The sequence below is a fragment of the Streptomyces sp. NPDC058279 genome (assembly GCF_042881255.1).
GTDB lineage: Bacteria > Actinomycetota > Actinomycetes > Streptomycetales > Streptomycetaceae > Streptomyces.
The window spans coordinates 69,343-93,735 of record NZ_JBHVYA010000006.1 but is presented as its reverse complement, the minus strand read 5'-3'; the positions used below and the strand labels follow the sequence as shown (position 1 = coordinate 93,735).

Genomic DNA, 24,393 nt, shown 5'->3' with positions numbered 1-24,393 from the left:
GAACGTCATGGCGTACGAGGTCGAGAAGACGGACGAGCAGTGGCAGGCGGAGCTGACCCCGTCCGAGTACCAGGTGCTCCGCCTCGCGGGCACCGAACCGGCCTTCCGAGGTGAGTACACCGACACCAAGACGGAAGGCGTCTACTCCTGCCGGGCGTGCGGCGCCGAGCTGTTCCGCTCCGACACGAAGTTCGAGTCGCACTGCGGCTGGCCGTCCTTCTACGACCCGAAGGACAGCGACGCGGTCGAGCTGATCGCGGACACCACGCACGGCATGGTCCGCACCGAGGTCCGCTGCGCGAAGTGCGGCTCCCACCTGGGCCACGTCTTCGAGGGCGAGGGCTACCCGACCCCCACCGACCAGCGCTACTGCATCAACTCGATCTCGCTGCGCCTCACCCCGGACGCGGACGCGGGCTGACCGGCGCGCACGCGTGGCCGACCGTGCCCCGCGCGGCCTTGGGCCCCGGTCACCGACGGTGGCCGGGGCCCTGCTGTCGGACCGTGTCGTAAGACCCTCACCGCTACCCTCGCCGTCGGCGTAATATCTGTATTACGCTGGGCGCGTGGCCAAAACACGGATCAGCATCAGCCTCGAACAGGAGCAGGCGGAACGCATCCGCCGGCACGCGGAGCGGGCCGGGGTGGACGTCTCCGCGTACCTGGTGCACGCGGCGACCCGGCAGATGGCGGAGACCGAGGCCATAGAGGAACAGTTCGCCGAGGTGGACACGGTGATCGCCGCGGCCGAGGCCGCGGCGGGGCGGATGCCGCCCGGACCGGCAGCGGCCGGCGAGGAGCTGACGGAGCGGGAACGGCGAGAGGTCGAGGAGGCGCTGGGCCTCGTCTACGGAGCCGACCGGCGAGCCGGGCGCCCGGAGGAAGCCGCGTGAGCACACGCGTGCCCGTCTACGACACGGGCATGCTCATCGCTCTCGCCGACCGCAAGGCGAAGGCCGTCCACCTGCACGACGGGTTGAAGCGGACGCCACATCGGGCGCTGGTCCTCGGGCCTGTCCTCGCCCAGGTGTGGCGTCCGCGCCCGGGACTCGTGCACGCGCTGGCCGGTGTGCTGGCCGACTGCACGGTGCCGCAGGCACGAAGTTCCGAGCCCGCCATGCGGCAGACCGGCGCGGGGCGACCCGAGTGCATCGCGTGCCTCGCGGGTCCCGATCTGACCGACTGGCGTCGCGTGGGGACGGCCCTGGGCGAGGCCGCACTCCCGGCGAAGAAGAAGCCGGACGCGGTCGACGCCTGGGTCGCGTTGGCCGCCGCGAAGCACGGCAGCGCGGTGATCTTCACGAGCGACCCGGAAGACATCCGGGCGTACCTGGCGGTACTCAATCCGTCGGACGTGCATGTGCAGGCCGTCTGAACCGGCCGGGCCCGCCCGGGGTTTCGGTGGGCGGGGTCACCTCAGGGTGGCCAGGTAGTCGGTCAGGGTGTGCGTCGGGGACCAGCCCCGGGCGTGGGCCAGGGTCAGGTCCAGGACCACCGGGTGGGCGAGTTGGTCGACCGCGTAGCGGCTCAGGGGCGGTTCGCCGCGGGAGACCGTCTCCGCGATCCGGGCCGCGGCGAGGGCCAGGGCCGGTGGTATGTGCCGGATCCGGGCCCGCACCCCGTGCGCGCGCAGCACCGCGCCGACGGCGGTGTCGCGGGAGTACGGGCGCGCGTCCGCGATGTTGTACGCGCCCGGGGCCCAGTCGGCCGCCGTCAGACAGGCGTCGGCGAGGTTCTCCACCGCCGTCAGGCTGAGCGGTACGTCGGGACCCGGCAGCAGCAGGGTCCCGGCCCGGACGCGGGAGAGCAGCCGGGGCAGCAACTGGGTGTCCCCCGGGCCGTAGACGGCCCTCGGGCGCAGCACCACCGCGCCGGCGGCCAGCGCCAAGGCGTCGCCGGTCGCCTTCGTACGGCCGTAGGCGCCCAGTTGCCCGGTCCGCGGGTGGTCCTCGCGGACCAGGGAGCGGTCCCGGCGCGGGTCGTAGACGCTGGCGCTGCCGACCCAGACCACCGGGCGCCCGCCCGCCGCCCGCAGCAGCCGGGCGGTGCCGTCGACGTTGACCGCCCGCATCGCCGCCTCGGCGGCCGGACCGGGGGAGGGATCGCCCACCGCCGCCGCGCAGTGAACCACCAGGTCGGTGCCCGACAGGTCCGGCTCGGCGCGGGCCGCGTCCCAGAACCGGTGCGTGCCGACCGGGCCGGGGCGGCGGCCCACGCACACGACCTCCGCCCCCCTGGCGGCGGCCGTCCGGGCCACCTGTCCACCACAGAAGCCGCTCGCGCCGGTCACGGCGACACGGACGCCGGCCAGGGAGCCACGGAGCCTCACGCGCCCGCCCTCACCGTCAGCGTGCGCCACCCCGGCAGGGCGGCCCGCCGGTCCACCCGGGCCCGGCTCACCACCGGCCGGTGCGGTGCCAACGCTTCCAGTACGTCGGCAAGTTGGGCCCGTGCGAGCGCCGCCCCGGGGCAGGCGTGCGGCCCCGCCCCGAAGACCAGGGAGGCCACGCCCGCGGGGGCCGGCCGGCGTGCGTCGGGGTCACGGCGGTGCGCTCCGGCGGCGTGCCGCGCGACCAGCAGCAGCCGGTCCCCGGCGCGTACCGGGCAGCCGCCGACCGACCCGTCCCCGGCGGCCACCCGGGGCAGCAGCGGCGAGGCCGCCGTGACCCGCAGCAGCTCGTCCACCAACCGGGGCCGCAGCCGCGGATCGCCCGCCTGGTCCCACAGACCGGCGTCCGCGCACCAGGCCACGGCCCGGGGCAGCGCCGCCACGGTGGTGTTGACGGCGGCCACCGCGACCATCGCCGCCAGGGCGTCGTCCGGCGCGCCGCCCAGGAGGTCCCGCAGCCGGGCCGCCGTACGGGCCGCGGCGGCCCGTGCCCCCGGCCGGGGCGGTCCGGGCAGGTGCCCGCGCACGGAAGCCGCCGCAGCCTCGGCCGCCGCCCGGGCGACGACCCGCGGCTCGGCCGGGCAGTCCAGCAGGGCGCAGACCACGACCCCGGCCAGTTCCCGCGCCAGCTCCACCGCGTCGACCTCGCCGCCCCGCGCCAACGGCAGGAGCCGACGTACCACCAACGGTTGCCAGTGCGGGCGCAGTTCCCGGACGCCCGCGCCGCCGAGCCGCTCGGCCAGCGCCCGCCGGTCGGCGCGGTGCCCGCCGCCCTCCTGGTCGAACAGCACGCCCCCTTCCCCCTCCAGCGCGGCCCGGGCGGCGCCGCCCGTGGTGCCCGGAGCCGTCCGGTCGAGCGGCAGCCGGGTCAGCGCCTCCCGGTAGGCATGCGCGTCGTGGACGAGCACGGAGCCCCCGACGCGGCGTACGGGCCGGCCCCGGGTGGCGGCGAGCAGCCCGAACAGCAGCGGGTGGCCGCCCAGATAGACCCGGCGGTCACGCCGCCGGGCCCGACGCGTCGGGTTCACCGGGTACCGCCCTTCCCCTGGCGCAGGGCGGCGGCCGCCAGCTTCGAGGCCGCCGCCCGGTCCGGCTTGCGCGACCGTCCCGCCAGCGGGACCTCCGCGAACACCAGCGCGTCGGGCCGCGCCGTCCCCATCCGCCGCAGCGGTCCCGACAGGGCCGCCCGCAGCGCCGGTTCGGGCACGCCGCGCTGCGGCTGCACGACGGCCACCAGCCGCTCGTCCCCGTCGCCGGCCGGGACCCCGACCAGCACGCCCAGTTCCACGCCCGGTACGTGCAGGGACGGTTCGTACAGGCCCGGGTAGATGTTCTCCGCCCGCCGCAGCACCATGTCCTTGCACCGGCCCTCCAGGACGATCCGCCCGGTGCCGTCGAGCCGCGCCCGGTCCCCCGTACGCACCCACGCGTCGCGTTCCTCACCCAGGTAGCGGTCCCGGGCCGCCGGCCCGGCCAGCAGGAGTTGCCCGGCCGCGTCCCGCTCGGCCCGCACCCCCGGCAGCGGCGCCCCCACCAGGTCCCCCGAGCCGGTGAAGGCCGCTTTCTCGCGGGACTCCACCGCCGCGGCGGGGAACAGTTCCGTCAGCGCGTACACCCCCCATGCCTCGTCGGCGCCGGCGTCCCGGACGCGGTTCAGCAGCCCGGCCCCGGCCGGCGCGGAACCCGTCCACACCCGGCCCCCGAACCTCGCCCCGGCGGCCAGCGCGTCCCGCAACCGCGGCGGCGTGAGGTAGGTGTCCCGCGGGCGCAGCCGGTCCAGTTGGCGGGCCAGCCCGCGCGCGGAGCGGGCCGGCAGGGCCACCGGCGCGCCGCGCGTGAGCGAGGGCACCAGGACGAAGAAGGTGCCGCCGAGCACCGGCTCGCCCGGCCGGGCGCCCGCGAACAGCGCCGACACCGACTCCATCCCCGCGGCCAGGCTCGCCCGGGTGTGCACCACCGCCCGCGGCCTTGACGTCGTACCGGAGGTGAACACGATCACCGCGTCGCCGTCCCCGTCGAAGCGCGCCGGGACCCCGGTGCGCGGGGCGTCCCGCTCCAGGGCGGGCGCGCACCACGGCAGCCGCCGCCCGACGGTCGCCACCGGTCCGCCCAGGGCCGCCAGGTCCGGCAGTTCCAAGTGGGCCCGCCGGGCCGGCGCCGCCGCCCAGCCCGCCACCGCCTGCGCGGCGGCGTCGGCGAGCACCAGCGCGGGCCGGGCCCGCGCCAGCCGGGCCCGCAGCACCTCCGGTCCCACGCCCGGGTCGAGCACCGCCCCCCGCAGCCCGAGCCGCCACAGCGCGAGCAACACCGCCAGGGCCCGCGGCCCGGGCCGCACCGCCACCCCGACGGTGTCCCCGGCCCGCAGCCCGCGCGCGTGCAACGCGGCGGCGAACGCGTCGGCCAGTTCGACGAGTTCGCCGCGGGTGGCCCGCACCCGGGGGGCGCCGCCCCGGCCGGTGGTGAGCACCGCGGACAGCTCGGGGCGGGCGCGCAGCGCGTGTTCGAGTCGGTCCAACATCAGCGCGGGTCGTCCGTTCCGTGAGTGCCGCTGCCCTGGTCCAGGTACCAGCGGGCGGTGCCGCGGAGCCCGTAGGCCCGCAGCCGCCGCGTCGAGTTCTCCACGACCATCGCGCGGCAGCGCGTGATCCGGTCGGTGTGCCGGCGTACGGCGTTCAGGAACAGCCGGTCCGTCGGCGAGGGCCGCCGGGGCATCCCGCCCACGGCCAGGTACAGCTCGGCGGTGACGGCCATGTTGTTCCCCGCGTGCATCCGGTACGGGGCGCGGTAGCCGTGCCTGCGCGCGTGCCGGGGCCGCAGCCGGCCGAACAGCGCGGCGAGGGCCACCAGCGCCGTGAACGACAGCCGGCCGAGCGGCCCGTGTTCGTCGCGCCGGGCGGTGATCCGCCCGCAGACCAGGCCCGGCCGCCGAAGGAGCGCGTCCCGCGCGGCGGCCGTCCAGCCGGGCCGGGGCAGACAGTCGGCGTCCGTCCGGGCTAGCAGGCCGGCGCCCTGTGCGATCGCGTACCGGAAACCGGTGTCCACGGCGGAACCGACGCCCTTCTCCGGCTCGTCGATCACCTCCACCGTGAACGGCGCCCGCTTCGCGAACTCCCGGGCGACGGCCGCCGTGCCGTCGGTCGACGCGTTGTCGACGACGAGCAGGGTGAAGTCCCGGTCCCGCTGCGCCGCGAGCGCCCGCAGGGTCTGCCCGAGGCGGGCCTCCTCCTGGTGCGCGGGCACCACCACCCACAGGTTCACGACTTCTCCCAGACCATCGTCATGATGCTGATGCCGCCGCCGAGCCCGACGAACAGCACCCGCTCGCCGGTGGCCAGGCCGTCGAAGACCCGGTCCAACTGGACCCCGATGCTCGCGCTCGCCACGTTCCCCAGCTCCGGCACGGTCACCACCAGCTTCCCGGCCGGTACGCCGGTCAGCTCCGCGAACCGCTCCAGGTAGGGCAGGGTCACCTGGTGCACCAGCACCTTCGCGAAGTCGTCCCAGTCCGTCCCGGTCCGGTGCAGGGTCCGGTCGATGACCGCCGTGCCGACCTTCTCGAACACCCCGCGCAGCTCGTGCCCGTCGCCCTGGAAGTAGGTGTGCTCGTCCCCGCGCGGGCGGCGGGAACCGCCGCCCGGGATGCCGCCGACCTCCCAGTGCTCCGAGTGGGTCTCGGTGTCCACGTCCAGGATGCCGCCGCGCTCCACCGCCTCCACGACCACCGCCGCGCCCGCGTCGCCGAAGGTGTAGCCGGCGAAGCCCGCGCGGAACTCGGCGGCGTCGGCCGGCGCCGTGCGGACCGCCCGGCTCGGGGTCTCGCCGGTGACCACCAGGGCCCGGTGCGCCCGGCCCGAGAGGATCATGGAACGAGCCAGGTCGATGCCGTTGACGAAGCTGTTGCAGGCGTTGGTGACGTCCAGGGCGTGCGCCCTGGACCCCAGCTCGGCCTGCACGATGTGGGCGGTGGCGGGCTCGACCACGTCGCGGGAGGCAGAGGCGAAGACCAGCAGGTCGATGTCGAGCGGGCCGAGGTCGGCGGCGGCCAGGGCCCTGCGGGCGGCGCCCACGGCGAGCGTGGAGGCGTACACGCCTTCGGCCGCGACCCGGCGGGAGACGATTCCGGTGGCCTGGGCCAGCAGCCTCGGCGGCAGCGCGAGTCCGCTGTGGCGGGTCACCTCCCGCTGGAGGTCGGCGGAGGAGAGCACGTCCTCGGGCAGCAGGCTGCCGACGGCGGTGATCCCGGCGGCGCGCGGCCGCGGTCGCGGCTGCCGGTGGGAGGGGCTGCGCCCTGACTGGGTGAACATGTCCACACGATCGCAAGGGCCGGCGGGGCGGACCTGAGTACGGATGCTCAGATCGGCCGTGCGAGGTGCCCGAGTAGTCGGCCCCCGGACAACGCCCCGACGTACGACGTCTGTTGTACGCGAGCCGAGCGTCGTACCGTTCCTCCGGCGGGGCGCGGGGGAGGTTTCCCCGCGTCCTTCCCGTGCCCTGCCGTTCTCCGTCCGGCCCTTTCGTTCTCCATTTGTACGGCACAAGGTCAGACAAGGATCTCCGTCCGGTCCCCCTGGACCGCTGTCCTTGGGGCGCCCCTCGACCCCCTCCACACCCCCAGAGGTCTTCACCGTGGCTGAACTCAACCGTCGCAGGTTCCTGCAGATCGCGGGCGGCACGGCCGCCGCCGCCATGCTGAACGAGAGCATCGCTCGGGCCGCCGCCATTCCGGCACAGGGCAGCACCGGGACCATCCAGGACATCGAGCACATCGTCGTCCTGATGCAGGAAAATCGTTCCTTCGACCAATACTTCGGCACGATGAAGGGCGTTCGCGGCTTCGGTGACCCGAGGCCCGTGCTCCAGGACAACGGGAAGTCGGTCTTCTACCAGTCCAACGGGACGAAGGACGTGCTCCCCTTCAACCCGCAGGTCGCCGATCTGGGCATGCAGTTCGTCGAGGGCCTCAACCACGACTGGGCGGGCGGTCACCAGGCGTACAACAACGGTAAGTACGACAAGTGGGTCCCGGCCAAGACCGCGACGACGATGGCGTACATGACGCGGAACGACATCCCGTTCCACTACGCGCTCGCCGACGCCTTCACCGTCTGCGACGCGTACCACTGCTCCTTCATCGGCGCCACCGACCCCAACCGCTACTACATGTGGTCGGGCCACACCGGCAACGACGGCGTCGGCGGCGGCCCGGTCCTCGGCAACCAGGAGGCCGGCTACGGCTGGAAGACCTACCCCGAACGACTGGAGGCGGCCGGGGTCTCCTGGAAGATCTACCAGGACATCGGCGACGGCCTGAACGCGGCCGGTTCCTGGGGCTGGATCAGCGACGCGTTCCGCGGCAACTACGGCGACAACTCGCTGCTGTACTTCAACAGCTACCGGGGCGCCCAGCCGGGCAGCGCCCTCTACGAGAAGGCGCGTACGGGTACCGACGCCAAGGCCGGCGACGGCTACTTCGACAGGCTCCGCGCGGACGTCGTGGCGGGCACCCTGCCCCAGGTGTCCTGGATCGCCGCCCCCGAGGCGTTCAGCGAGCACCCGAACTGGCCCGTCAACTTCGGCGCCTGGTACATCTCCCAGGTCCTGGACGCGTTGACCGCCAACCCGGAGGTGTGGGCGAAGACGGCGTTCTTCATCACCTACGACGAGAACGACGGGTTCTTCGACCACGTCGTCCCGCCGTACCCGCCCGCGTCCTCGGCCTGGGGCCTGTCCACGGCCGACGTCTCGAAGGACCTGTACGCCGGGGGCGGCGGCTACGCGGCCGGCCCCTACGGCCTCGGCCCGCGCGTCCCGATGATCGTCGTGTCCCCCTGGAGCAAGGGCGGCTACGTCTGCTCCGAGACCTTCGACCACACCTCGGTGATCCGCTTCATGGAGAAGCGCTTCGGCGTGCGGGAGCCCAACATCTCGCCGTGGCGCCGCGCGGTCTGCGGTGACCTGACGTCCGCGTTCGACTTCACCAGGGCCGACGCCTCCCCGGCGCCGCTGCCCTCCACCGCCGGATACCTCCCGGCGGACCACAACGCGCACCCCTCCTACCACCCGGTGCCCCCGACCACCGGCACGCTGCCCAAGCAGGAGGGCGGCGCCAAGCCGACGCGCGCGCTCGGCTACGCCCCGTACGTGGACGGCAAGGCCACCGTCGCCACCGGCAAGTTCACGCTGACGTTCTCCGCCGGTCCCACCCTGGGCGCCCACTTCCACAGCACCTCCGGCAACCGCACCGACGGCCCGTGGCCCTACACGGTGGAGGCGGGCAAGACCCTGTCGGACACCTGGAGCACCAGCAGTTCCACCGGCTACCAGGTCAACCTCAGCGTCTGGGGGCCGAACGGCTTCCTGCGCACCTGGAAGGGTCCCGCGAAGAAGGCCGGCCCGGAGGTCACGGCCCGCCACGACGCGGCCACCGGCAACCTCAAGCTGACCCTGACCAACTCCGGCACGACCGCGGTCAACCTGACGGTGACCAACGCCTACGACGGCGCCGCCCGGACCCTGCGGATCGCGGCCGGCGGCACGGCCTCGTACACGGCGGACCTGGCCGCGACGGGCCGATGGTACGACGTCAAGGTCGTCTCGGACGCCGACGCGACCTTCCTGCGCCGGTTCGCCGGACACGTGGAAACGGGCGCGCCCGGCGTCTCGGACCCGGCGATCGGCACCGTCTGACACACCGATCCGCACCACGCGGCAGCCGCCGTCCGGGGACCGAAGCGTCCTGCGGCCGGCGGCTGAGCGCGCCCCAACGGCCGTGCCGCCGGCGGGTGTCGGCTCACGGTGTGACGGTGGGCGGGCTGGGCAGAACGTACGGCGTCGGTTTCCACGCCACCCCCGTCACCGAGGGAGAACGCCATGGCCATCGCCCACCGCAGGATCGGCACCGGCCCCACCCGCGTCATCGTGTTGCACGACTGGTTCGGTACGTCCGCCAACTGGGGTTCGGTGCTCGACTACCTGGACCCCGAGGCGTTCTCGTACGCCTTCCTCGACTACCGAGGCTACGGCGAGCGCCGGGACGTCACCGGCCGGTACAGCCTCCCGGAGATCGCCGACGACGTCCTCGCGCTCGCCGACCGGCTGGGCTGGGACACCTTCTCGCTGCTGGGCCACTCCATGGGCGCCAAGGCCGCCCAACAGGTCCTGGTCCGGGCGCCCGAGCGGATCGAGAAACTGGTCGGGCTCGCCCCGGTGCCGGCCGGCCCGTACGAGATGGACGACGCCACCCACGAACTCTTCTACGGCGCCGCCGAGAACCCCGAGAACCGGCGCGTCATCCTCGACCTGGTGACCGGCAACCGCGCGAGCCGCCACTGGGTGAACCGCATGGTCGCCCATTCCCGCGCGGTCGCGCGGCCCGAGGCGTTCGCCGCCTACCTCGCGAGCTGGCAGCCCCTCGACCTGTCCGCGGCCGTCAAGGGCAACACCGTCCCGGTGCTGGTCCTGGTCGGCGAGTACGACCTGGCCCTGACCGCCGATGTGATGCGGGCCACCTGGCAGACGTGGTACCCGGACTGCCGCGTCCGTACCATCCCGGGCGCCGGCCACTACCCGCCGCAGGAGACGCCGGTGGCCTTCGTCACCGAGGTGGAGGCGTTCCTGCGGAGCTGACGGCGTCCCGGGTGGCGAGGGCGGAAAACGCCTGTGGGGGTACGAGGAAGACCTCGTACCCCCACAGGGTCGACAGGGTGAGTGACGGGACTTGAACCCGCGGCCACCTGGACCACAACCAGGTGCTCTACCAACTGAGCTACACCCACCACGAAGGGCGGCGGACCACCCGTTCGATGTGCATGCACAGCATAGCTGATCAGACGGGTGGTCCCGCGACGCCTTATCGGGCGGTCTCCCGCTCGGCGGCGTGCGCCACGGCCGCCGCCGCGAGGGCCTGCACGATCGGGTGCGGCTTCGTGCCGTCGCCGGCGAGCTCCGGCTGGAACAGGGTGGCCAGGAAGAAGGGGTGACCGGGCAGCTCGGCGATGCGGACCTGGCCGTCCTCGTCGTGCCCCGACAGCCGCAGCCCCCCGGCCGCCAGCGCCGGCAGGTGGCGGGGCGCCGGAGCGTAGTTGCAGTGGTAGCGCTCCAGGCTCCGCTCGGCGCCGAGCACGGACTCGGCCAGCGAGCCCGGCTCGGCCCGTACGAGACCCTCGTGGCCGACCAGCGAGCAGGCGAGCGGAGCGATCACCGGGTCCTCGGCGCCCGGGTCGTTCTCGGCGTGCGCCGCGCCGCTGAGCCCGCACGCGTTGCGGGCGTACTCCAGCAGCGCGTGCTGGAAGCCGCCGCAGGTGCCGAGGAAGGGAATCCGCTCCTCGCGGGCCACCCGGATCGCGGCCACGGCCCCGGCCTCGCTGGCGTACGGGCTGCCCGGCAGCACCCACACCGCGTCGAACCGGGCGAGCGCGCCGGAGGCGGCCTCGGCCTCTGCGTCGGCGGTGGGGATCCAGTAGGCGTCCAGGACCAGGCCGTCGCGGGCGGCGAGGGCGTCGAGAAGGGTCGGGACGCGGGTGTGGGACTTCACGTGCGGGGAGCGGTCGCCGACGAGGGCGATCCGCGCGGTGGTGGTGATCATGCGCCCATCCTGGAGTCGGGACCCCGTTCGGCGCCAACGATTGTTCTTGCATGATCGATAAGCAGAACTGATCACGGTCTCGGCCCGGCCCGGCTTCGGGCCGTCGGCGCCGGCTTCAGTGCTTCAGTGCGGCCTTGGTGGCGACGATCATCAGACCGAGGACGAGATTGACGACCCCCTCGGTCGCCAACTGGGGACGGGTGGCGCCGGCGCGGGCGGCGCCGAGGCAGGCCCAGATGACCTGCTGCGCCACCGCCACGCCCATGGCCAGCCACGCCGTTCCCGCGTAGTCCAGCCCGAGGAACCCGCTGAGGGCGACGGCGGCCGCCGGCAGGGCCGCGGCCTCGACGATGGGCCACTCGTGCCGGGCGACCCGGCGGATCTCGTGCCGGCTCCAGGGCTGGCCGACCAGCCGTTCCCCGGCCAACTGGGCGTACACGTGGGTGGCCCAGAACACCAGGCCCGTGACGAGCAGCAGGAGTACGAGCTGAAGCCTCGGAAAGCTGCCGGTGGCACCGGCGGTGGCCACCACGGAGGTGGCGAGGAGGGAGCCGTACACGGCGCCGGCGGAGTCGGTCCGGGGTGCGCGCGGTGGCCTGATGCGGCCCGCGGGGCCACTGGGGATGGTCACCCGCCCCACGATAGGGATGCCGGGACCGGGTACCGCCCGGGCGCGCCGAGCGCGGGTGACGGTGGGTGCCGGCGGGCGCTCCCTCGGAGCCGGCCGGAGCCGGCGCGGGGCGGGGCGGGGCGGCCCGGGGCCGGCTCCGAGGATCAGCCGCGGAGCCGGTGGCAGGCTGGGCCCATGGATCCGCACCTGCTCCGCACCTTCACCACCGTCGCCCGGCTCGCCTCCTTCTCCGGCGCCGCCCGGGAGCTGGGCTACACCCAGTCCGCCGTCTCCCAGCACATCGCCGCCCTGGAGTCGGACCTGCGGACCGAGTTGCTGACCCGACGGCCCGTGGCGCCGACGCGCGCCGGGGAGCGGCTGCTCGAACACGCCGGGCCGCTGCTGCTGCGCCTGGACGCGGCCCGGGCCGATGTGCTGCGGTTGGCCGCCGCGCCGCCCGGGCGGGTCACCCTCGCCGTCTCCCCGCTCGCCGTCGGCCCCCGGCTGCTCTCCGCCCTCCCCGCCACCGGGGTCACCCTGCGGGTACTGCCGCCGGGGGAGGTGCCGGCCGTCGTCGCCGCCGGGGGCTGCGACCTCGGGCTGGTCGACGGCCTGGCCGCGCCCAGCGATCCGCTCCGGTTGCCCGACGTGGCCCCGTTGCGGGTCACCGGCGTCGGGGAGGAGGGGCTCGCCGTCCTGTTCCCGTCCGGGCATCCGTTCGCCGGGCGGAGCGCCGTCCGGCTGGACGACCTGGCCGACGCGCGCTGGCTCGACGCCCCCGGGGTGGGGCTTGCCCCCGCCGCCGTCCGTACCGTCCCGGCCCTGCGCTACGACGGCACCGACCTACACGCCCTGTGCGCCCTCGCCGCCGCCGGCCACGGCCTGGTCCTGCTCCCGCTGCGGGTGGCGCGGGCCGCCGGCGCGGGGGTCGCCGTACCGCTGGAGGCACCGCGCCTGGTGCACCGTACGGAACTCCTCGCGCCGGGCGCCCCCACCGGAGCGGCCCGCGCCGTCGCCGCGCGGCTCACGGAAGGAGCGGCGTAGCGGCTCACGGGCCCAGGACCACCGCCGACTCGCCCGGTACGTGGATCCGCCCGTCGCCGCCGGGCTGTTCGACGGGTTCCCAGGCGGCCAGCACCCGTACCCCGTTGCGGCCCAGCGCGATCGTCACCGGCTCGGCGGACAGGTTCACCGCCACGCGGACGTCGCCCCGCCGGAAGGTCAGCCAGCGCCGCTCCTCGTCGTAGGCGACCCGGACGGCCCCCAGGTCCGGGTCGCGCAGGTCCGGGTGGCCGCGGCGCAGCGCCACCAGGGTGCGGTACCACTCCAGCAGCCGGACGTGCCCGGCCCGCTCCGGCTCGTCCCAGTCCAGGCAGGACCGGTCCCGGGTGGCCGGGTCCTGCGGGTCCGGGATCTCTTCCTCCTTCCAGCCGTGCGCCGCGAACTCCCGCCGCCGGCCGGTCCGTACGGCCTCCGCGAGCTCCGGATCGGGGTGGTCGGTGAAGTACTGCCACGGCGTGTCGGCCCCCCACTCCTCGCCCATGAACAGCATCGGCACGAACGGCCCGGTCAGCGTCAGCGTCGCCGCGCACGCCAGCAGCCCCGGGGACAGCGTCGCGGAGAGCCGGTCACCCTGCGCCCGGTTGCCGATCTGGTCGTGGGTCTGGGTGTAGCCGACGAAGCGGTGCGCGGGCGTGCGGCGGCGGTCGACGGGGCGGCCGTGGGTGCGGCCCCGGAAGGAGGACCAGGTGCCGTCGTGGAAGAAGGCGCGGGTCAGGGTCTTGGCGAGGGCCGCGACCGGGGCCACCGCGAAGTCCGCGTAGTACCCCTGCGACTCGCCGGTCAGCGCGCAGTGCAGGGCGTGGTGGAAGTCGTCGTTCCACTGGGCGTGCAGGCCGAGGCCGCCGGCTCCGCGCGGGGTGGTGGTGCGCGGGTCGCACTGGTCGGACTCGGCGATCAGGAACAGCGGCCGGGCGGTCTCCGCCGCCAGCCCGTCCACGGCCGCCGCCAGCTCCTCCAGGAAGGTCAGCGCCCGCCCGTCGGCCAGCGCGTGCACGGCGTCCAGCCGCAGGCCGTCGATCCGGTAGTCCCGCAGCCAGGCCAGGGCGCTGCCGATGAAGTACGCGCGGACCTCGTCGGAGCCGGGCGCGTCCAGGTTGACGGCCGCGCCCCAGGGCGTGTGGTGGGTGTCGGTGAAGTACGGCCCGAAGGCGGGCAGGTGGTTCCCGGACGGGCCGAGGTGGTTGTGCACCACGTCCAGCACCACGCCCAGTCCCGCCGCGTGCGCCGCGTCCACGAACCGCGCGAGCCCCGCCGGCCCCCCGTACGGCTCGTGCACCGCCCACGGCGCGACCCCGTCGTACCCCCAGCCGTGCCGGCCGGGGAAGGGACAGACCGGCATCAGCTCGACGTGCGTGACGCCGAGCGCGGTCAGGTGGGGGAGGCGGGCGACGGCCGCGTCGAAGGTGCCCTCGGGGGTGAAGGTGCCGACGTGCAGCTCGTAGAGGACGGCGTCCTGGAGCGGGACGCGCGGTGACGGGGTGTCGGGGTGGAGCGGTGTGAAGTCGATCACGGCCGACAGGCCGTCAGGGCCGTCCGGCAACCGGCGGCCGCGCGGGTCGGGAAGCGGCCGCGAACCGTCGTCCAGCAGGAACCCGTACCGGTCCCCGTCGGCGGCCGGGGCCTCCGCGACCCACCAGCCGGCGCGGTCGGGCGCCGGATCGCGGGTCATCTCGTAGGCGGTGTCGTTCAGTCGCAACGCGACCCGACCTGTCTGCGGTGCCCACACCTCGAACTGCACGGACGGTCCCCTCGTCTCCGGCGGTACCTGGCCCTGTCGCCCTGACTCGGGGCCATCATCCCGGCCCTTGCGGGGGAGTTCTGGACACTCTGCCCACGACGGGCCGACAATCACCCTGTGACGTCCGGTTTCGAGTTTCCCGTCTATCCCGCGCCACGGGTCTCCGATGCGCAGCGCGACCGCGTGCTGGGAGAGCTGCGCGAGGGGGCCGCCCTGGGCAGGCTCTCCCACGACACCTTCCTGCGGCGGATGGAACTCGCGCTGGTCGCCCGGCGCTCCGAGGAACTCGCCGCCCTGACCGCCGACCTCCAGACGCGGAAGGAGGCCGAAAGTCCCTGGACGCACCGGCTGTTCGGCTGGGTGGGACGCGCCTCGGCCGTCAGCGTCGGCGTCCGCCACGCCTGGCGTGCGGAGAAACTGCCGACGCTGTTGCTGCCGCACCCGAGCGCGGCGCCCCTGCGGATCGGCCGCGACCCGGGCAACGGACTGCGGCTCAGCCACGAGACCGTCTCGCGGGCGCACGCCGAACTCGCGCTGCGCGACGGCGTGTGGGTGCTCACCGACCTCGGTTCGACGAACGGCACCACCGTCAACGGCCGGCGGGTGACCGGCTCCGCGATGGTCCGCGACGGCGACCAGGTCGGCTTCGGACGGATGACGTTCCGGCTGTCGACGGGGTAGCCCCTGTGGCGGGGGCGGGTCGTTCGGGGCGCAGGATGGGCGCATGACCGAACACGAGGCCGTGGTGCGCCCGGCGCGCCCCGAGGACCTGCCGCGCATCGTCGAACTGATCCACGAACACGTCGCGTACGAGCAGGCTCGGCCGCGCCCGCCGGGGACGGCGGACCGGCTCGGCCCCGCCCTGTTCGGGGCCGAGGCGCGGGTGTGGGTGCTGCTCGCCGAGACCCCGCGGGGCGAGGTGGTCGGTTACGCCGCCTGCTCCGAGGAGTTCTCGTTCTGGGACGGCCGCCCCTACCTGCACATGGACTGCCTGTACCTCGCCGAGGAGGCGCGCGGCCACGGTCTCGGCGCCGCGCTGATGGACGGCGTGACCGGCCTCGCGCGCGAGCGGGACCTCGACCACGTCGAATGGCAGACCCCCGACTGGAACGAGGGCGCCATCCGCTTCTACGACCGGCTCGGCGCCACCGGCCGCCCCAAACGGCGCTACTCCCTGCCGGCGGGACAGCCGCCTACCGGATGACCGCCGTCAGCCGCTCGCACGCCGCGAGTACGGTCCTGGACTGGTGCTCGACCTGGGTGGCCACCGGCACCCAGCGGGCCCGGAACCGCGCCGCGAACTCCTCGCACCAGCCGGTGACGAGCCGGTCCAGCCCGTCGGCGGCCGGGTGCCCCTGCGCTCGCAACACCCGCAGCAGCATCGCGGCGGCGCGCAGCGACAGCCGCCGCCCGAAGGCGTCGATGCTGCAGATGTGGGCGGCGGTGGCCTCCGCGGGGGCCCCCGGGCCGGTCCACTCGGCGGCGATCCGCGGGATCAGCGCCAGCGTCCAGTCCACCGCGCGCAGCAACGGCGCGACCCCGCCCGGCGGCGCGACCCCGCCCGGCGGCGCGCCGCCGCCCAGCTGGTCCCGTACGGCCGTCACCCGGGCGGCGTCGGCGGTGAGCCGGGTGGCGAGCATCCGCAGGGCGCCGCGGGGATCGGCGTGCGGAGCCGGGTCGTCCACCGTGTCGGAGGCCCACATCGGGACTTCGACGATCGCGGTGGTGCCCGCGTAGCGGTGGGCGTGGTACCAGGTGCTGAGCCGGGTGTCCTCGGGGTGGAAGGCCCCGTCGGGGCCGGCCCCCGGCTCCGGCATGACGAAGATCCCCGGTCCGGGCGAGGGCCAGCCGGTGGCGTCGGAGGCGCCCGTCTCGACCGGGATGCGCAGCTCGGCGGCCGACTTGGCGAACGGCTCCGCGAGTCCGGGTATGTCCCGGGTGAGCTGCACCCAGGAGCCGCCGAGGTCGGTGCCGTGCAGCGAGACCTGGAGGACCGGCCGCAGGTCGTCGATCAGCGAGATCAGCGCCACCGTCTCCGGCGGCAGCCGGTCCGGTGGCAGTAAGGACGGCGCCCACTCGGGCTGTTCGGGCCCGGGAGGCCGGTAGAAGGCCCGGTGGTAGTCCAGGAGCGAGTACGGGCGGGGCGTGCGGTGCAGGGCCGCGCCGTCCGGGTCGGCGCAGAGCAGGAAGTGCCAGCCGCAGCCGTTGCCGGCGGCCGGCTCGGCGATGACGCGGCGGGCCAGGGCGAGCGCGGTCGCCCCGCCGACGGGCTCGTTGGCGTGCGCCCCGGCGACGACGAGTACGTTCTCGTCCGACCGCGCGGCGTCGACGGACAGCAACCAGAGCGGTTCCCCGCGCCGGGACAGACCGACCCGGCGCACCCCGGTCCGGGCGGGGTGTTCGACCGCCAGGGAGCGTGCGGCCAGGGCGAGTTGGTGCGGGGTGGGGTAGCGCATGTCTCGTAGGAGGGTCACACCTCATGCCATGCCCGCAGCGCACCCCCCGTACTGCTCCGCGCGCCCCTCAGTTTCTCCGGAGAATCGGGAAAAAGCCCTGGCCAACGCCTTGCCGGGGGTGATGCGGGCGGTCCGGCCGCGGCCGGGCTCAGGAGTCCTCGTCGAAAGCCCCCGACTCCACTTCCAGGGCGAGTTGCTGGAGGACCTGGATCGAGGAGAGGTCCGTCCGACCGCTGTCGTGCGCCATCGCCAGACTGGTGAAGGCCAGGCTGAAACCGGCGACCATCGTGTGCAGGGCCGGACCGAGCGCCTCGGCGACCAGGCGGGCGACCTGCTGCGGGGAGGACTCGGCCGGAACACTGATCGAGGGCAGCATCTCGTTCAGCAACTGGGTGACCACCCCCGCTTCCGACGCGGGGACCTCGTCGTCCTCCCCGGCCTCGGCCGCCCTGCGGATCTCCTGGGCCTCGGTGAGGATGCCGATGACTCGCTTCAGAACCTCTGCGCGTTCCATCCTCGGAGGGTAACGCCGGCGGCGGCCACCCGGGTGGCCGGCCGCGATCGTCGACCCGCGACCGCGACCGTACGCCCACGCTCCGGGGCGCCTACTCCACCCGGACCAGGGCCACCGCCGGGGTCTCGGCCAGCAGGTGGGACAGCAGCGCCTCGCCCTCGTACGAGCCCTCGCCCAGCAGCTGCCTCCAGCGGCCCGACGGGAGGGGCAGGGCCGTGTCGCGCCAGCCGCCGTCACCGGCGAGCCGGTGCGAGAGCCGGGTGGCGACCGCGATCAGCCCCCGCGACCGGCCGAAGGCCACGCAATGTCCGGCCGCCGGACCCCGGGCCGTCAGCGGCCGGTAGCCGGTGAACAGCTCCGGCCGGGCGCGCCGCAGCCGCAGCAGGGCCGCCGACAGGGCCAGCTTCTCGCCCGCCGGACCGTGCGGCACCCCGCCCGCGTCCAGCCGGGCCAGCTCCTCGCTGGGGAAGACGACCGGCCGGCGGTTGTCCGGGTCGACCAGGGCCCGGTACTCGCTCTCCGCCCCCTGGTACACCTCCGGCACCCCCGGCATGGCCAGGTGCAGGAGGGTCATGCCCAGCATGTTGGCGCGGGCCGCCTCCGCCAGGTCCGGCGGCAGGTCCAGCTCGGGCGGGGCGACGATGCCGCCCTCGTACTGCTCGTCCGGGTCGGTCCAGGACGTGTGCAGCGCCGCCTCACGGGCCCCCTTGAGCAGCGCCGCCGCCAGCCGGGACTCCCGCTCGGGGATCTGCCCGAGGCCCAGCGCGCTCTGCCGGGCCGCCCACGCCAGCAGGGCGTCCGGGACGGCGCCGGCCCCCGCCATCAGCTCCGGCGCCTGGGAGAGCACGGCGATCCGGGCCCGTACGTCGGCGCTGCGCTTCGTGTCGTGCGTGGACAGCGCCGTCCCGGAGGCGGGCCAGTCCCGCTCCAGTTCCGCGCAGTACGCGTGGAACCGCGCGACCGACACCGCCGGGTCCCCGGGCTCCCCGCCCACCTCCGTCGCCGACAGCAGCGGGGCCCAACGGTAGAAGGCCCGGTCCTCCAGCGACTTGGCACGCAGCGCCGCCGAGGTCTGGGCGAAGCGCGCCTCGAACGCGGGATCGCGGCGCAGGAGGTCGCGTACGGCCTCCACCGCGCCGGCGCCGACCAGCGCGCCCGCCCGCTCCAGGACCTCGGGCGGCAGACCGGGGCCGCCCGGGTACTGCCGGTAGACCGGATTGGCGACCAGCAACTCCACCACCGCGTCGCGCAGTTCCGGCCCGGCCCGGCGCTCCAGTGCGGTCAGCTCGGCCGCCAGATCGCCGGTCAGGACCTCCCGCGCACACCCCTCGGCCGTCTCCGCCCAGGAACCCGCGCCCGTCGACTTGCGGTAGTCCCGCTCCAGTTCGGCGGCCCCGGCGGGGTCGGTGAACACCCCGTCCACCCGGTGCAGCGCGTCGTACCCGGTGGTGCCGGCCACCGGCCACGAGGCGGGCAGCCGCTCGGAGCGGGCCAGGATCTTCTCCACCACCACCCAGCAGTCCTCGCCCGCCTCGGCCCGCAGCCGCCGCAGGTACCCCTCGGGGTCCGCCAGCCCGTCCACGTGGTCGATCCGCAGCCCCTGGAGCACCCCGTCCCGGACCAGCTCCAAGATCTTGGCGTGGGTCGCGGCGAACACCTCCGGGTCCTCCACCCGCACCCCGATCAGGTCCGAGATCGTGAAGAACCGGCGGTAGTTGAGGGCGGTGCGGGCCTCGCGCCAGAACGCCGGGCGGTACCACTGCGCCGCCGCGAGCTCGGCCGGCGCCAGCCCGGCGGTGCCCTCCCGCAGCGGGAACTCGTGGTCCCCGTAGCGCAGCACCTCCCCGTCGACGGTGAGCGACTCCACCTCCAGCGGCCCCGTCAGCACCGGCAGCAGCACCTGCCCGCCGCCGGCCTCCCAGTCGATGTCGAACCAGCGTGCGTACGGGGAGCGGGGGCCCTCGCGCAGCACCTCCCACAGGGGCCGGTTCAGCCGCAGCGGGGAGGGGACCGCCATGTGGTTCGGCACGATGTCGAGGACGAGGCCGAGCCCGTGGTCGCGGGCGGTGCGGGCGAGCGCCCGCAGTCCGACCTCACCGCCGAGCTCCTCCCGCACCCGGGAGTGGTCGGTGACGTCGTAGCCGTGCGTCGAACCGGGCACCGCTTCCAGGGAGGGGGAGAGGTGCAGGTGGGACACACCGAGGGAGGCGAGGTAGGGCACCGCCGCCTCGGCCGCCGCGAACGGGAACTCGGGACAGAGCTGGATACGGTAGGTGGAGGCCGGCGTGACGACTGCCGTGACGTCAGGTGTCGGTCGGGCGCGTTCGTATGACTGGCTCATGAGAACCTACGTACCCGCCCAGCCCGATTCCTTGCCCTCGGCCGTGCATCCGGGTGACCTTCGGGCCACGCCGGACCGCCCCCACCCGGCGTCCGCCGGTGCCCCGCCTAAGAGCTCTCCGGGCGCTGGAGGACCACCAGGGAGCGTCCCGTCAGCGGCACCCGGTCGCCGGCCGCGTACTGCGGGCCGGTGCCGGGGGGCAGCACCTCCGCCTTCGCCGTGTCGACCACCAGCAGCCAGCGGGCCCCGTGACCGGCCGGGACGGTGAACTCCTGCGGCTCCGAGCCCGCGTTGAACATCAGCAGGAACGAGTCGTCGGTGATCCGCTCCCCGCGCGATCCCGGCTCCGAGATCGCCTCGCCGTTGAGGAACACCGTCAGGGAACGGGCGTGCTGCGCCTGCCAGTCGCGGGCCCGCATCTCCTCGCCGTGCGGGGTGAACCAGGCGATGTCGGAGAGCTCGTCGTGCGTTCCCTCCACCGGCCGGCCGTGGAAGAACCGGCGGCGGCGGAACACCGGGTGGTCTCGGCGCAGCCACACCATCTGACGGGTGAACTCCAACAGCGCGGGCGCCGGTTTGCCCGGCTCGGGCCAGGTCACCCACGACAGCTCGTTGTCCTGACAGTAGGCGTTGTTGTTGCCGCCCTGGGTGCGGGCGAACTCGTCCCCGTGGCTGAGCATCGGGACGCCCTGGGAGAGCATGAGGGTCGCCATGAAGTTGCGCATCTGGCGCTCGCGCAGCTCCAGCACCTCCGGGTCCTCGGTCGTCCCCTCGACGCCGCAGTTCCAGGAGCGGTTGTGGGTCTCGCCGTCCCGGTTGCCCTCCCGGTTGGCCTCGTTGTGCTTCTCGTTGTAGGAGACCAGGTCGTGCAGGGTGAAACCGTCGTGGCAGGTGGTGAAGTTGATCGAGGCGAGCGGTCGCCGCCCGTCGTCCTGGTAGAGGTCCGAGGAGCCGGTCAGCCGCCCCGCGAACTCCGCGAGCGTGCGTGGCTGGCCGCGCCACAAGTCCCGTACGGTGTCGCGGTACTTGCCGTTCCACTCCGTCCACAGGGGCGGGAAGTTGCCCACCTGGTAGCCGCCCTCGCCCAGGTCCCAGGGCTCCGCGATCAGCTTCACCTGGCTCACCACCGGGTCCTGCTGCACCAGGTCGAAGAACGACGACAGCCGGTCCACCTCGTGGAACTGCCGGGCCAGCGTGGCCGCGAGGTCGAAGCGGAAGCCGTCCACGTGCATCTCGGTGACCCAGTACCGCAGCGAGTCCATGATCAGTTGCAGGACGTGCGGGGACCGCATCAGCAACGAGTTCCCGGTGCCCGTGGTGTCCATGTAGTGGCGCGGATCGTCGGCGAGCCGGTAGTACGAGGCGTTGTCCAGCCCACGGAACGAGAGCGTCGGCCCCAGGTGGTTTCCCTCGGCCGTGTGGTTGTAGACCACGTCCAGGATCACCTCGATCCCGGCCTCGTGCAGGGCGCGGACCGCCGACTTGAACTCCAGCACCTGCTCGCCCCGGTCGCCCGACGCGTATCCGTTGTGCGGGGCGAAGAAACCGATGGTGTTGTAGCCCCAGTAGTTGCTCAGGCCGTCGTCGACGAGGCGGTGGTCGTTGACGTACTGGTGCACCGGCATCAGCTCCAGCGCCGTCACCCCGAGCTTGGTGAGGTGCCCGATGACCGCCGGGTGCGCGAGCGCCCCGTACGTGCCCCGCAACTCCTCGGGGAGCTCCGGGTGGCGCATGGTCAGGCCCTTCACGTGCGCCTCGTACAGCACGGTGTGGTGGTACTCGTGGCGCGGGGGCCGGTCGTTGGCCCAGTCGAAGTACGGGTTCACCACCACCGAGGTCATGGTGTGCGGGGCCGAGTCCAGGTCGTTGCGCGAGTCCGGGCGGCCGAAGTGGTAGCCGTACACCTCCTCGCCCCACGCCACGCTGCCGCTGATGGCCCGCGCGTACGGATCCAGCAGCAGCTTCGCCGCGTTGCAGCGCATGCCGTGCTCGGGCTCGTACGGGCCGTGGACCCGGAAGCCGTAGCGCTGGCCGGGCATGACGCCGGGCAGGTAGGCGTGCCGGACGAAGGCGTCCGTCTCACGGAGTTCGACGGCGGTCTCCGAGCCGTCGTCGTGCAGCAGGCACAGCTCGATCCGCCGAGCGGCCTCGGAGTAGACAGCGAAGTTGGTTCCGGCGCCGTCGTACGTGGCACCCAGCGGATACGCCTGTCCCGGCCAGACCTGCATAGATAACGACTCTTCCCTCGATGTCGGCTGACGTCCCGGCTGCTCGGGCATGGACAACGTCTCTGCCAGATCTTCCCCGAAAGGAGGTCCCCACGCGTGGACTTGGGATGGTTCTACCGGGTGACCCGGAGAGCTGATATCCGGGTCAGCGGACTGTCCGGGCATCGGATAATGGGTCAACGAGCAGTCGGTGTACGCGCCATCGGGCTGCGTCGGGCCGCGCGCGCGGAGTACCCTTCCGTGATCACTGGAGACGGGCGTCCAGACGCAGAAGGCGGTGCACGGGTGAGCTCGGGAGGTCTGGAGCTGCCCCCTGGTGACAGCGGGCACGAGGGTGGCCCGGCGGACGCCCCTGGAACCGCGCAGGCCGGGGTGGTGGCCGGGGCGGTGTCCCTGGCACCGCCGGAGCCGGGCAGCGCCCGGGCCGGGGCCGAACTGGACTGGGGCGCGGACGCGTGGAGCGAGGTCCGCACCCGCGCACAGCGGGCGGGACGCGCCTACATCTGGCTGAACCTCATCGAGCAGCGGTTGCGGGCCGTCGTCGGCGCCGTGCTGCGGCCCATCTACGAGCCCGTGCACGGGCAGGACGACTGGGTCGTGGCGGCGGCCGGTCCCGCCGGACAGGAATGGGTCCAGCGGGCGGTGGCCGTACGCGAGGTCAGCCGGCGCAAGGGCTACCTGCTGGACCCGGCCGACGACAACGTGCTCAGCTTCCTCACGCTGCCCCAACTGCGCGAGCTGATGGTCCAACACTGGCCCTGCTTCGAGCCGTACTTCGACGACCGCCGGGAGATCGAGCTGGCCCTCGACGAGCTGGAGGTCACCCGCAACGTGGTCTCCCGCAACCGGGCGCTCTCGCGGCCGGTCCTGGAACAGGCCGAGCGGGCCTCGGCGCGGCTGCTGGAGGTGCTGGGCGGCGGCGCGGGCAGCCCGGCGGCGGACCGGCTGCCGATCGACGCCGTCGAGGACCTGGTCGGGGACCGGTACGCCGATGTCATCTCCGTCCATCCCGACCGGGTTCGGCTCCAGCGCCAGCTTCCGGCGGAGGACCTGTTCGGGGGCGCGCGGCGGCTGGACGCCATCGGGATAGGTCTCAACCTGCTGGTGCAGAACTTCTCCGGCCGAAGACTCGTCCGGCTCACGGAGGCGGGCTGCCGGGTGCGGCTGCTGTTCCTGAACCCGGCGAGCAGCGCCGTCAAGCGGCGCGAGCGGGAGCTGGGGCTGCGCAAGGGCGAGCTGAGCCGGTCCGTGGAGATGAACATCCTGCACGTGCGGCGGGTGCGGGCCGGCCTGCGCGACGCGTCGCGGTTCGAGATCCACGTCTTCGACGAGACGCCCCGCTTCACGGCGTACCTGGTGGAGGGCGAGACCTCGGGCATCGCGGTGGTCCAGTCGTACCTGCGGCGGGCGCGCGGCATGGAGGCCCCGGTGTTGGTGCTGCGCGGGGGCGGCCGGGGGGTGCCGAAGGACGCCGAGCACGGACTTTTCACCACGTACCGGGAGGAATTCGAGTCGGTGTGGGAGGATTCCCGGCCGGTGTCCTGACTGTCAGTGCCCCGTGGCAGGCTGAAAGCCGTTGACCGGATGTGGGTACGGGGGAGGGACGCCGTGGTGGCGTGGCACGGGGGAGCACTGGTCGGGTTCGATCTGGAGACGACCGGCACGGAGCCGGGCGAGTCCCGGATCGTGACGGCCGCGGTGGTCGAGGTACAGGGCGGCGAGGTGCGCGAGCGGCGCGGCTGGCTCGCGGACCCGGGGATACCGATCCCGGCGCAGGCGGCGGCGATCCACGGGATCAGCACGGCGCGGGCCGTGGCGGAGGGCCGGCCGGTGCGGCAGGTCGCCGACGAGGTGGCGGCCGTCCTGACCGGCCATTGGCTGCGCGGCGCGGTGGTCGTCGCCTACAACGCCGCCTTCGATCTGACGCTGCTGAGCGCGGAGTTGGCCCGGCACGGGCTGCCGTCGCTCGCGGACCGGCTGGGCGGGGCGCGGACGGGGCCGGTGGTGGACCCGCTGACCATCGACCGGGCCGTGGACCGCTACCGGCGCGGGAAGCGGACGCTGGAGGCGGTGTGCGGGGTGTACGGGGTCGTCCTCGACGCCGCGCACGACGCGGGGGCGGACGCGCTGGCGGCGGTTCAGGTCGCCCGCGCGATAGCGGCCCGGCATCCGGAGGTGGCCGCGCTCAGTCCGGCGGACCTGCATGACCGTCAGGGCGCCTGGCACGCGCGGTGGGCCCGGGACTTCCAGGCGTACCTGCGGGGTCAGGGCAGCCCGGACGCCGTGATCGACGCGGCGTGGCCCCTGCGGGCGCACATACCGGCCCCGGCCCCGGCCACGGCCCCGACTCCGGCCGGGGCCTGACGGCCGCTGCCGGACCGGGGGTGGCGCCGGTGGGCCGGCGCGCGGCCCGGGGTGTCGACGGGGCGGGGTGGGGCCGGGACACGTACCGGATGGCTACGGGTTGCGTC

The 24,393-nt window shown here is 74.3% G+C and carries 22 protein-coding genes and 1 tRNA gene; 10 read left to right on the top strand and 13 right to left on the bottom strand.

The window, feature by feature from the left end; genetic code table 11:
• The first annotated feature begins 7 nt into the window (after positions 1-7).
• The 3 genes from msrB (at position 8) to ACFVXJ_RS14140 (ending at position 1,375) form a co-directional block, all read left to right on the top strand.
• Positions 8-421 carry a peptide-methionine (R)-S-oxide reductase MsrB gene (gene msrB, locus ACFVXJ_RS14150; RefSeq protein WP_389661980.1) on the top strand — a complete coding sequence of 138 codons (414 nt, stop codon included), beginning with the start codon at positions 8-10 and terminating at the stop codon, positions 419-421.
• Positions 422-566: 145 nt separating this feature from the next.
• The gene (locus ACFVXJ_RS14145; RefSeq protein ID WP_389661979.1) at positions 567-893 is read left to right on the top strand and encodes a ribbon-helix-helix protein, CopG family; all 327 of its coding nucleotides are present in this window, start codon (positions 567-569) and stop codon (positions 891-893) included.
• A complete protein-coding gene (locus ACFVXJ_RS14140; protein WP_389661978.1) occupies positions 890-1,375 on the top strand; it encodes a hypothetical protein in 486 nt (161 codons plus the stop codon). The genes ACFVXJ_RS14145 and ACFVXJ_RS14140 overlap by 4 nt, the downstream gene beginning before the upstream one ends.
• Before the next feature lie 36 nt (positions 1,376-1,411).
• On the opposite strand, the gene ACFVXJ_RS14135 is transcribed toward ACFVXJ_RS14140, so the two are convergent.
• Genes ACFVXJ_RS14135 through ACFVXJ_RS14115 form a run of 5 tightly spaced genes read right to left on the bottom strand, consistent with a single transcriptional unit; the run spans position 1,412 to position 6,693 of the window.
• Positions 1,412-2,329: an NAD-dependent epimerase/dehydratase family protein gene (locus ACFVXJ_RS14135; RefSeq protein ID WP_389661977.1), complete on the bottom strand. Its 918-nt coding sequence runs from the start codon at positions 2,327-2,329 to the stop codon at positions 1,412-1,414.
• Positions 2,326-3,417 carry a cytochrome P450 gene (locus tag ACFVXJ_RS14130; protein WP_389661976.1) on the bottom strand — a complete coding sequence of 364 codons (1,092 nt, stop codon included), beginning with the start codon at positions 3,415-3,417 and terminating at the stop codon, positions 2,326-2,328. The genes ACFVXJ_RS14135 and ACFVXJ_RS14130 overlap by 4 nt, the downstream gene beginning before the upstream one ends.
• Positions 3,414-4,907 (bottom strand): AMP-binding protein, encoded by a 1,494-nt coding sequence (locus tag ACFVXJ_RS14125; RefSeq protein WP_389661975.1) that lies wholly within the window; start codon positions 4,905-4,907, stop codon positions 3,414-3,416. The genes ACFVXJ_RS14130 and ACFVXJ_RS14125 overlap by 4 nt, the downstream gene beginning before the upstream one ends.
• Entirely contained in the window at positions 4,907-5,647 is a 741-nt protein-coding gene (locus ACFVXJ_RS14120; RefSeq protein ID WP_389661974.1) for a glycosyltransferase, read from the bottom strand. Before ACFVXJ_RS14120 ends, ACFVXJ_RS14125 begins: the two co-directional genes overlap by 1 nt.
• Complete coding sequence (locus tag ACFVXJ_RS14115) at positions 5,644-6,693, bottom strand: 3-oxoacyl-ACP synthase III family protein (protein WP_389661973.1); 1,050 nt, start codon at positions 6,691-6,693, stop codon at positions 5,644-5,646. The genes ACFVXJ_RS14120 and ACFVXJ_RS14115 overlap by 4 nt, the downstream gene beginning before the upstream one ends.
• 322 nt (positions 6,694-7,015) lie before the next feature.
• On the opposite strand from ACFVXJ_RS14115, the gene ACFVXJ_RS14110 reads away from it, so the two are divergent.
• A complete protein-coding gene (locus tag ACFVXJ_RS14110; RefSeq protein WP_389661972.1) occupies positions 7,016-9,076 on the top strand; it encodes a phosphocholine-specific phospholipase C in 2,061 nt (686 codons plus the stop codon).
• A gap of 183 nt (positions 9,077-9,259) precedes the next feature.
• Positions 9,260-10,015 carry an alpha/beta fold hydrolase gene (locus ACFVXJ_RS14105; RefSeq protein WP_389661971.1) on the top strand — a complete coding sequence of 252 codons (756 nt, stop codon included), beginning with the start codon at positions 9,260-9,262 and terminating at the stop codon, positions 10,013-10,015.
• A 76-nt stretch (positions 10,016-10,091) separates the two neighbouring features.
• Here ACFVXJ_RS14105 and ACFVXJ_RS14100 read toward each other — a convergent pair.
• The 3 genes from ACFVXJ_RS14100 to ACFVXJ_RS14090 all read right to left on the bottom strand — a co-directional run bounded on the left by ACFVXJ_RS14100 (position 10,092) and on the right by ACFVXJ_RS14090 (position 11,613).
• Positions 10,092-10,164: transfer RNA gene (locus ACFVXJ_RS14100), tRNA-His, on the bottom strand.
• Positions 10,165-10,238: 74 nt separating this feature from the next.
• Positions 10,239-10,973 (bottom strand): hypothetical protein, encoded by a 735-nt coding sequence (locus ACFVXJ_RS14095; RefSeq protein ID WP_389661970.1) that lies wholly within the window; start codon positions 10,971-10,973, stop codon positions 10,239-10,241.
• Positions 10,974-11,088: 115 nt separating this feature from the next.
• On the bottom strand, positions 11,089-11,613 hold the full coding sequence (locus ACFVXJ_RS14090; RefSeq protein WP_389661969.1) for a hypothetical protein: 525 nt from the start codon (positions 11,611-11,613) through the stop codon (positions 11,089-11,091).
• A 165-nt stretch (positions 11,614-11,778) separates the two neighbouring features.
• Here ACFVXJ_RS14090 and ACFVXJ_RS14085 point away from each other — a divergent pair, with 165 nt between their 5' ends.
• Positions 11,779-12,627, top strand: a complete 849-nt coding sequence (locus tag ACFVXJ_RS14085; RefSeq protein ID WP_389661968.1) for a LysR family transcriptional regulator — start codon at positions 11,779-11,781, stop codon at positions 12,625-12,627.
• A gap of 4 nt (positions 12,628-12,631) precedes the next feature.
• On the opposite strand, the gene treZ is transcribed toward ACFVXJ_RS14085, so the two are convergent.
• Positions 12,632-14,383 carry a malto-oligosyltrehalose trehalohydrolase gene (gene treZ / locus ACFVXJ_RS14080; RefSeq protein ID WP_389661967.1) on the bottom strand — a complete coding sequence of 584 codons (1,752 nt, stop codon included), beginning with the start codon at positions 14,381-14,383 and terminating at the stop codon, positions 12,632-12,634.
• Positions 14,384-14,500: 117 nt separating this feature from the next.
• Here treZ and ACFVXJ_RS14075 point away from each other — a divergent pair, with 117 nt between their 5' ends.
• Positions 14,501-15,064 carry an FHA domain-containing protein gene (locus tag ACFVXJ_RS14075; protein ID WP_389661966.1) on the top strand — a complete coding sequence of 188 codons (564 nt, stop codon included), beginning with the start codon at positions 14,501-14,503 and terminating at the stop codon, positions 15,062-15,064.
• 43 nt (positions 15,065-15,107) lie between these two features.
• On the top strand, positions 15,108-15,587 hold the full coding sequence (locus ACFVXJ_RS14070; protein ID WP_389661965.1) for a GNAT family N-acetyltransferase: 480 nt from the start codon (positions 15,108-15,110) through the stop codon (positions 15,585-15,587).
• Here the strand turns inward: ACFVXJ_RS14070 and ACFVXJ_RS14065 are convergent.
• The 4 genes from ACFVXJ_RS14065 to glgX form a co-directional block, all read right to left on the bottom strand.
• Positions 15,577-16,857 (bottom strand): M14 family zinc carboxypeptidase, encoded by a 1,281-nt coding sequence (locus tag ACFVXJ_RS14065; protein WP_389661964.1) that lies wholly within the window; start codon positions 16,855-16,857, stop codon positions 15,577-15,579. The two genes, ACFVXJ_RS14070 and ACFVXJ_RS14065, sit on opposite strands and share 11 nt — an antisense overlap.
• A gap of 130 nt (positions 16,858-16,987) precedes the next feature.
• Positions 16,988-17,353 carry a hypothetical protein gene (locus ACFVXJ_RS14060; protein ID WP_361308282.1) on the bottom strand — a complete coding sequence of 122 codons (366 nt, stop codon included), beginning with the start codon at positions 17,351-17,353 and terminating at the stop codon, positions 16,988-16,990.
• Between the two features lie 91 nt (positions 17,354-17,444).
• Positions 17,445-19,694, bottom strand: a complete 2,250-nt coding sequence (treY, locus tag ACFVXJ_RS14055) for a malto-oligosyltrehalose synthase (protein WP_389661963.1) — start codon at positions 19,692-19,694, stop codon at positions 17,445-17,447.
• A gap of 107 nt (positions 19,695-19,801) precedes the next feature.
• Positions 19,802-21,922, bottom strand: coding sequence for a glycogen debranching protein GlgX (gene glgX, locus ACFVXJ_RS14050; protein ID WP_361308278.1), 2,121 nt, complete (start codon positions 21,920-21,922; stop codon positions 19,802-19,804).
• Between the two features lie 285 nt (positions 21,923-22,207).
• Here glgX and ACFVXJ_RS14045 point away from each other — a divergent pair, with 285 nt between their 5' ends.
• A complete protein-coding gene (locus ACFVXJ_RS14045; RefSeq protein WP_389661962.1) occupies positions 22,208-23,467 on the top strand; it encodes an SAV2148 family HEPN domain-containing protein in 1,260 nt (419 codons plus the stop codon).
• A gap of 66 nt (positions 23,468-23,533) precedes the next feature.
• Positions 23,534-24,286, top strand: a complete 753-nt coding sequence (locus ACFVXJ_RS14040) for an exonuclease domain-containing protein (RefSeq protein WP_389662176.1) — start codon at positions 23,534-23,536, stop codon at positions 24,284-24,286.
• Positions 24,287-24,393: the final 107 nt, after the last annotated feature.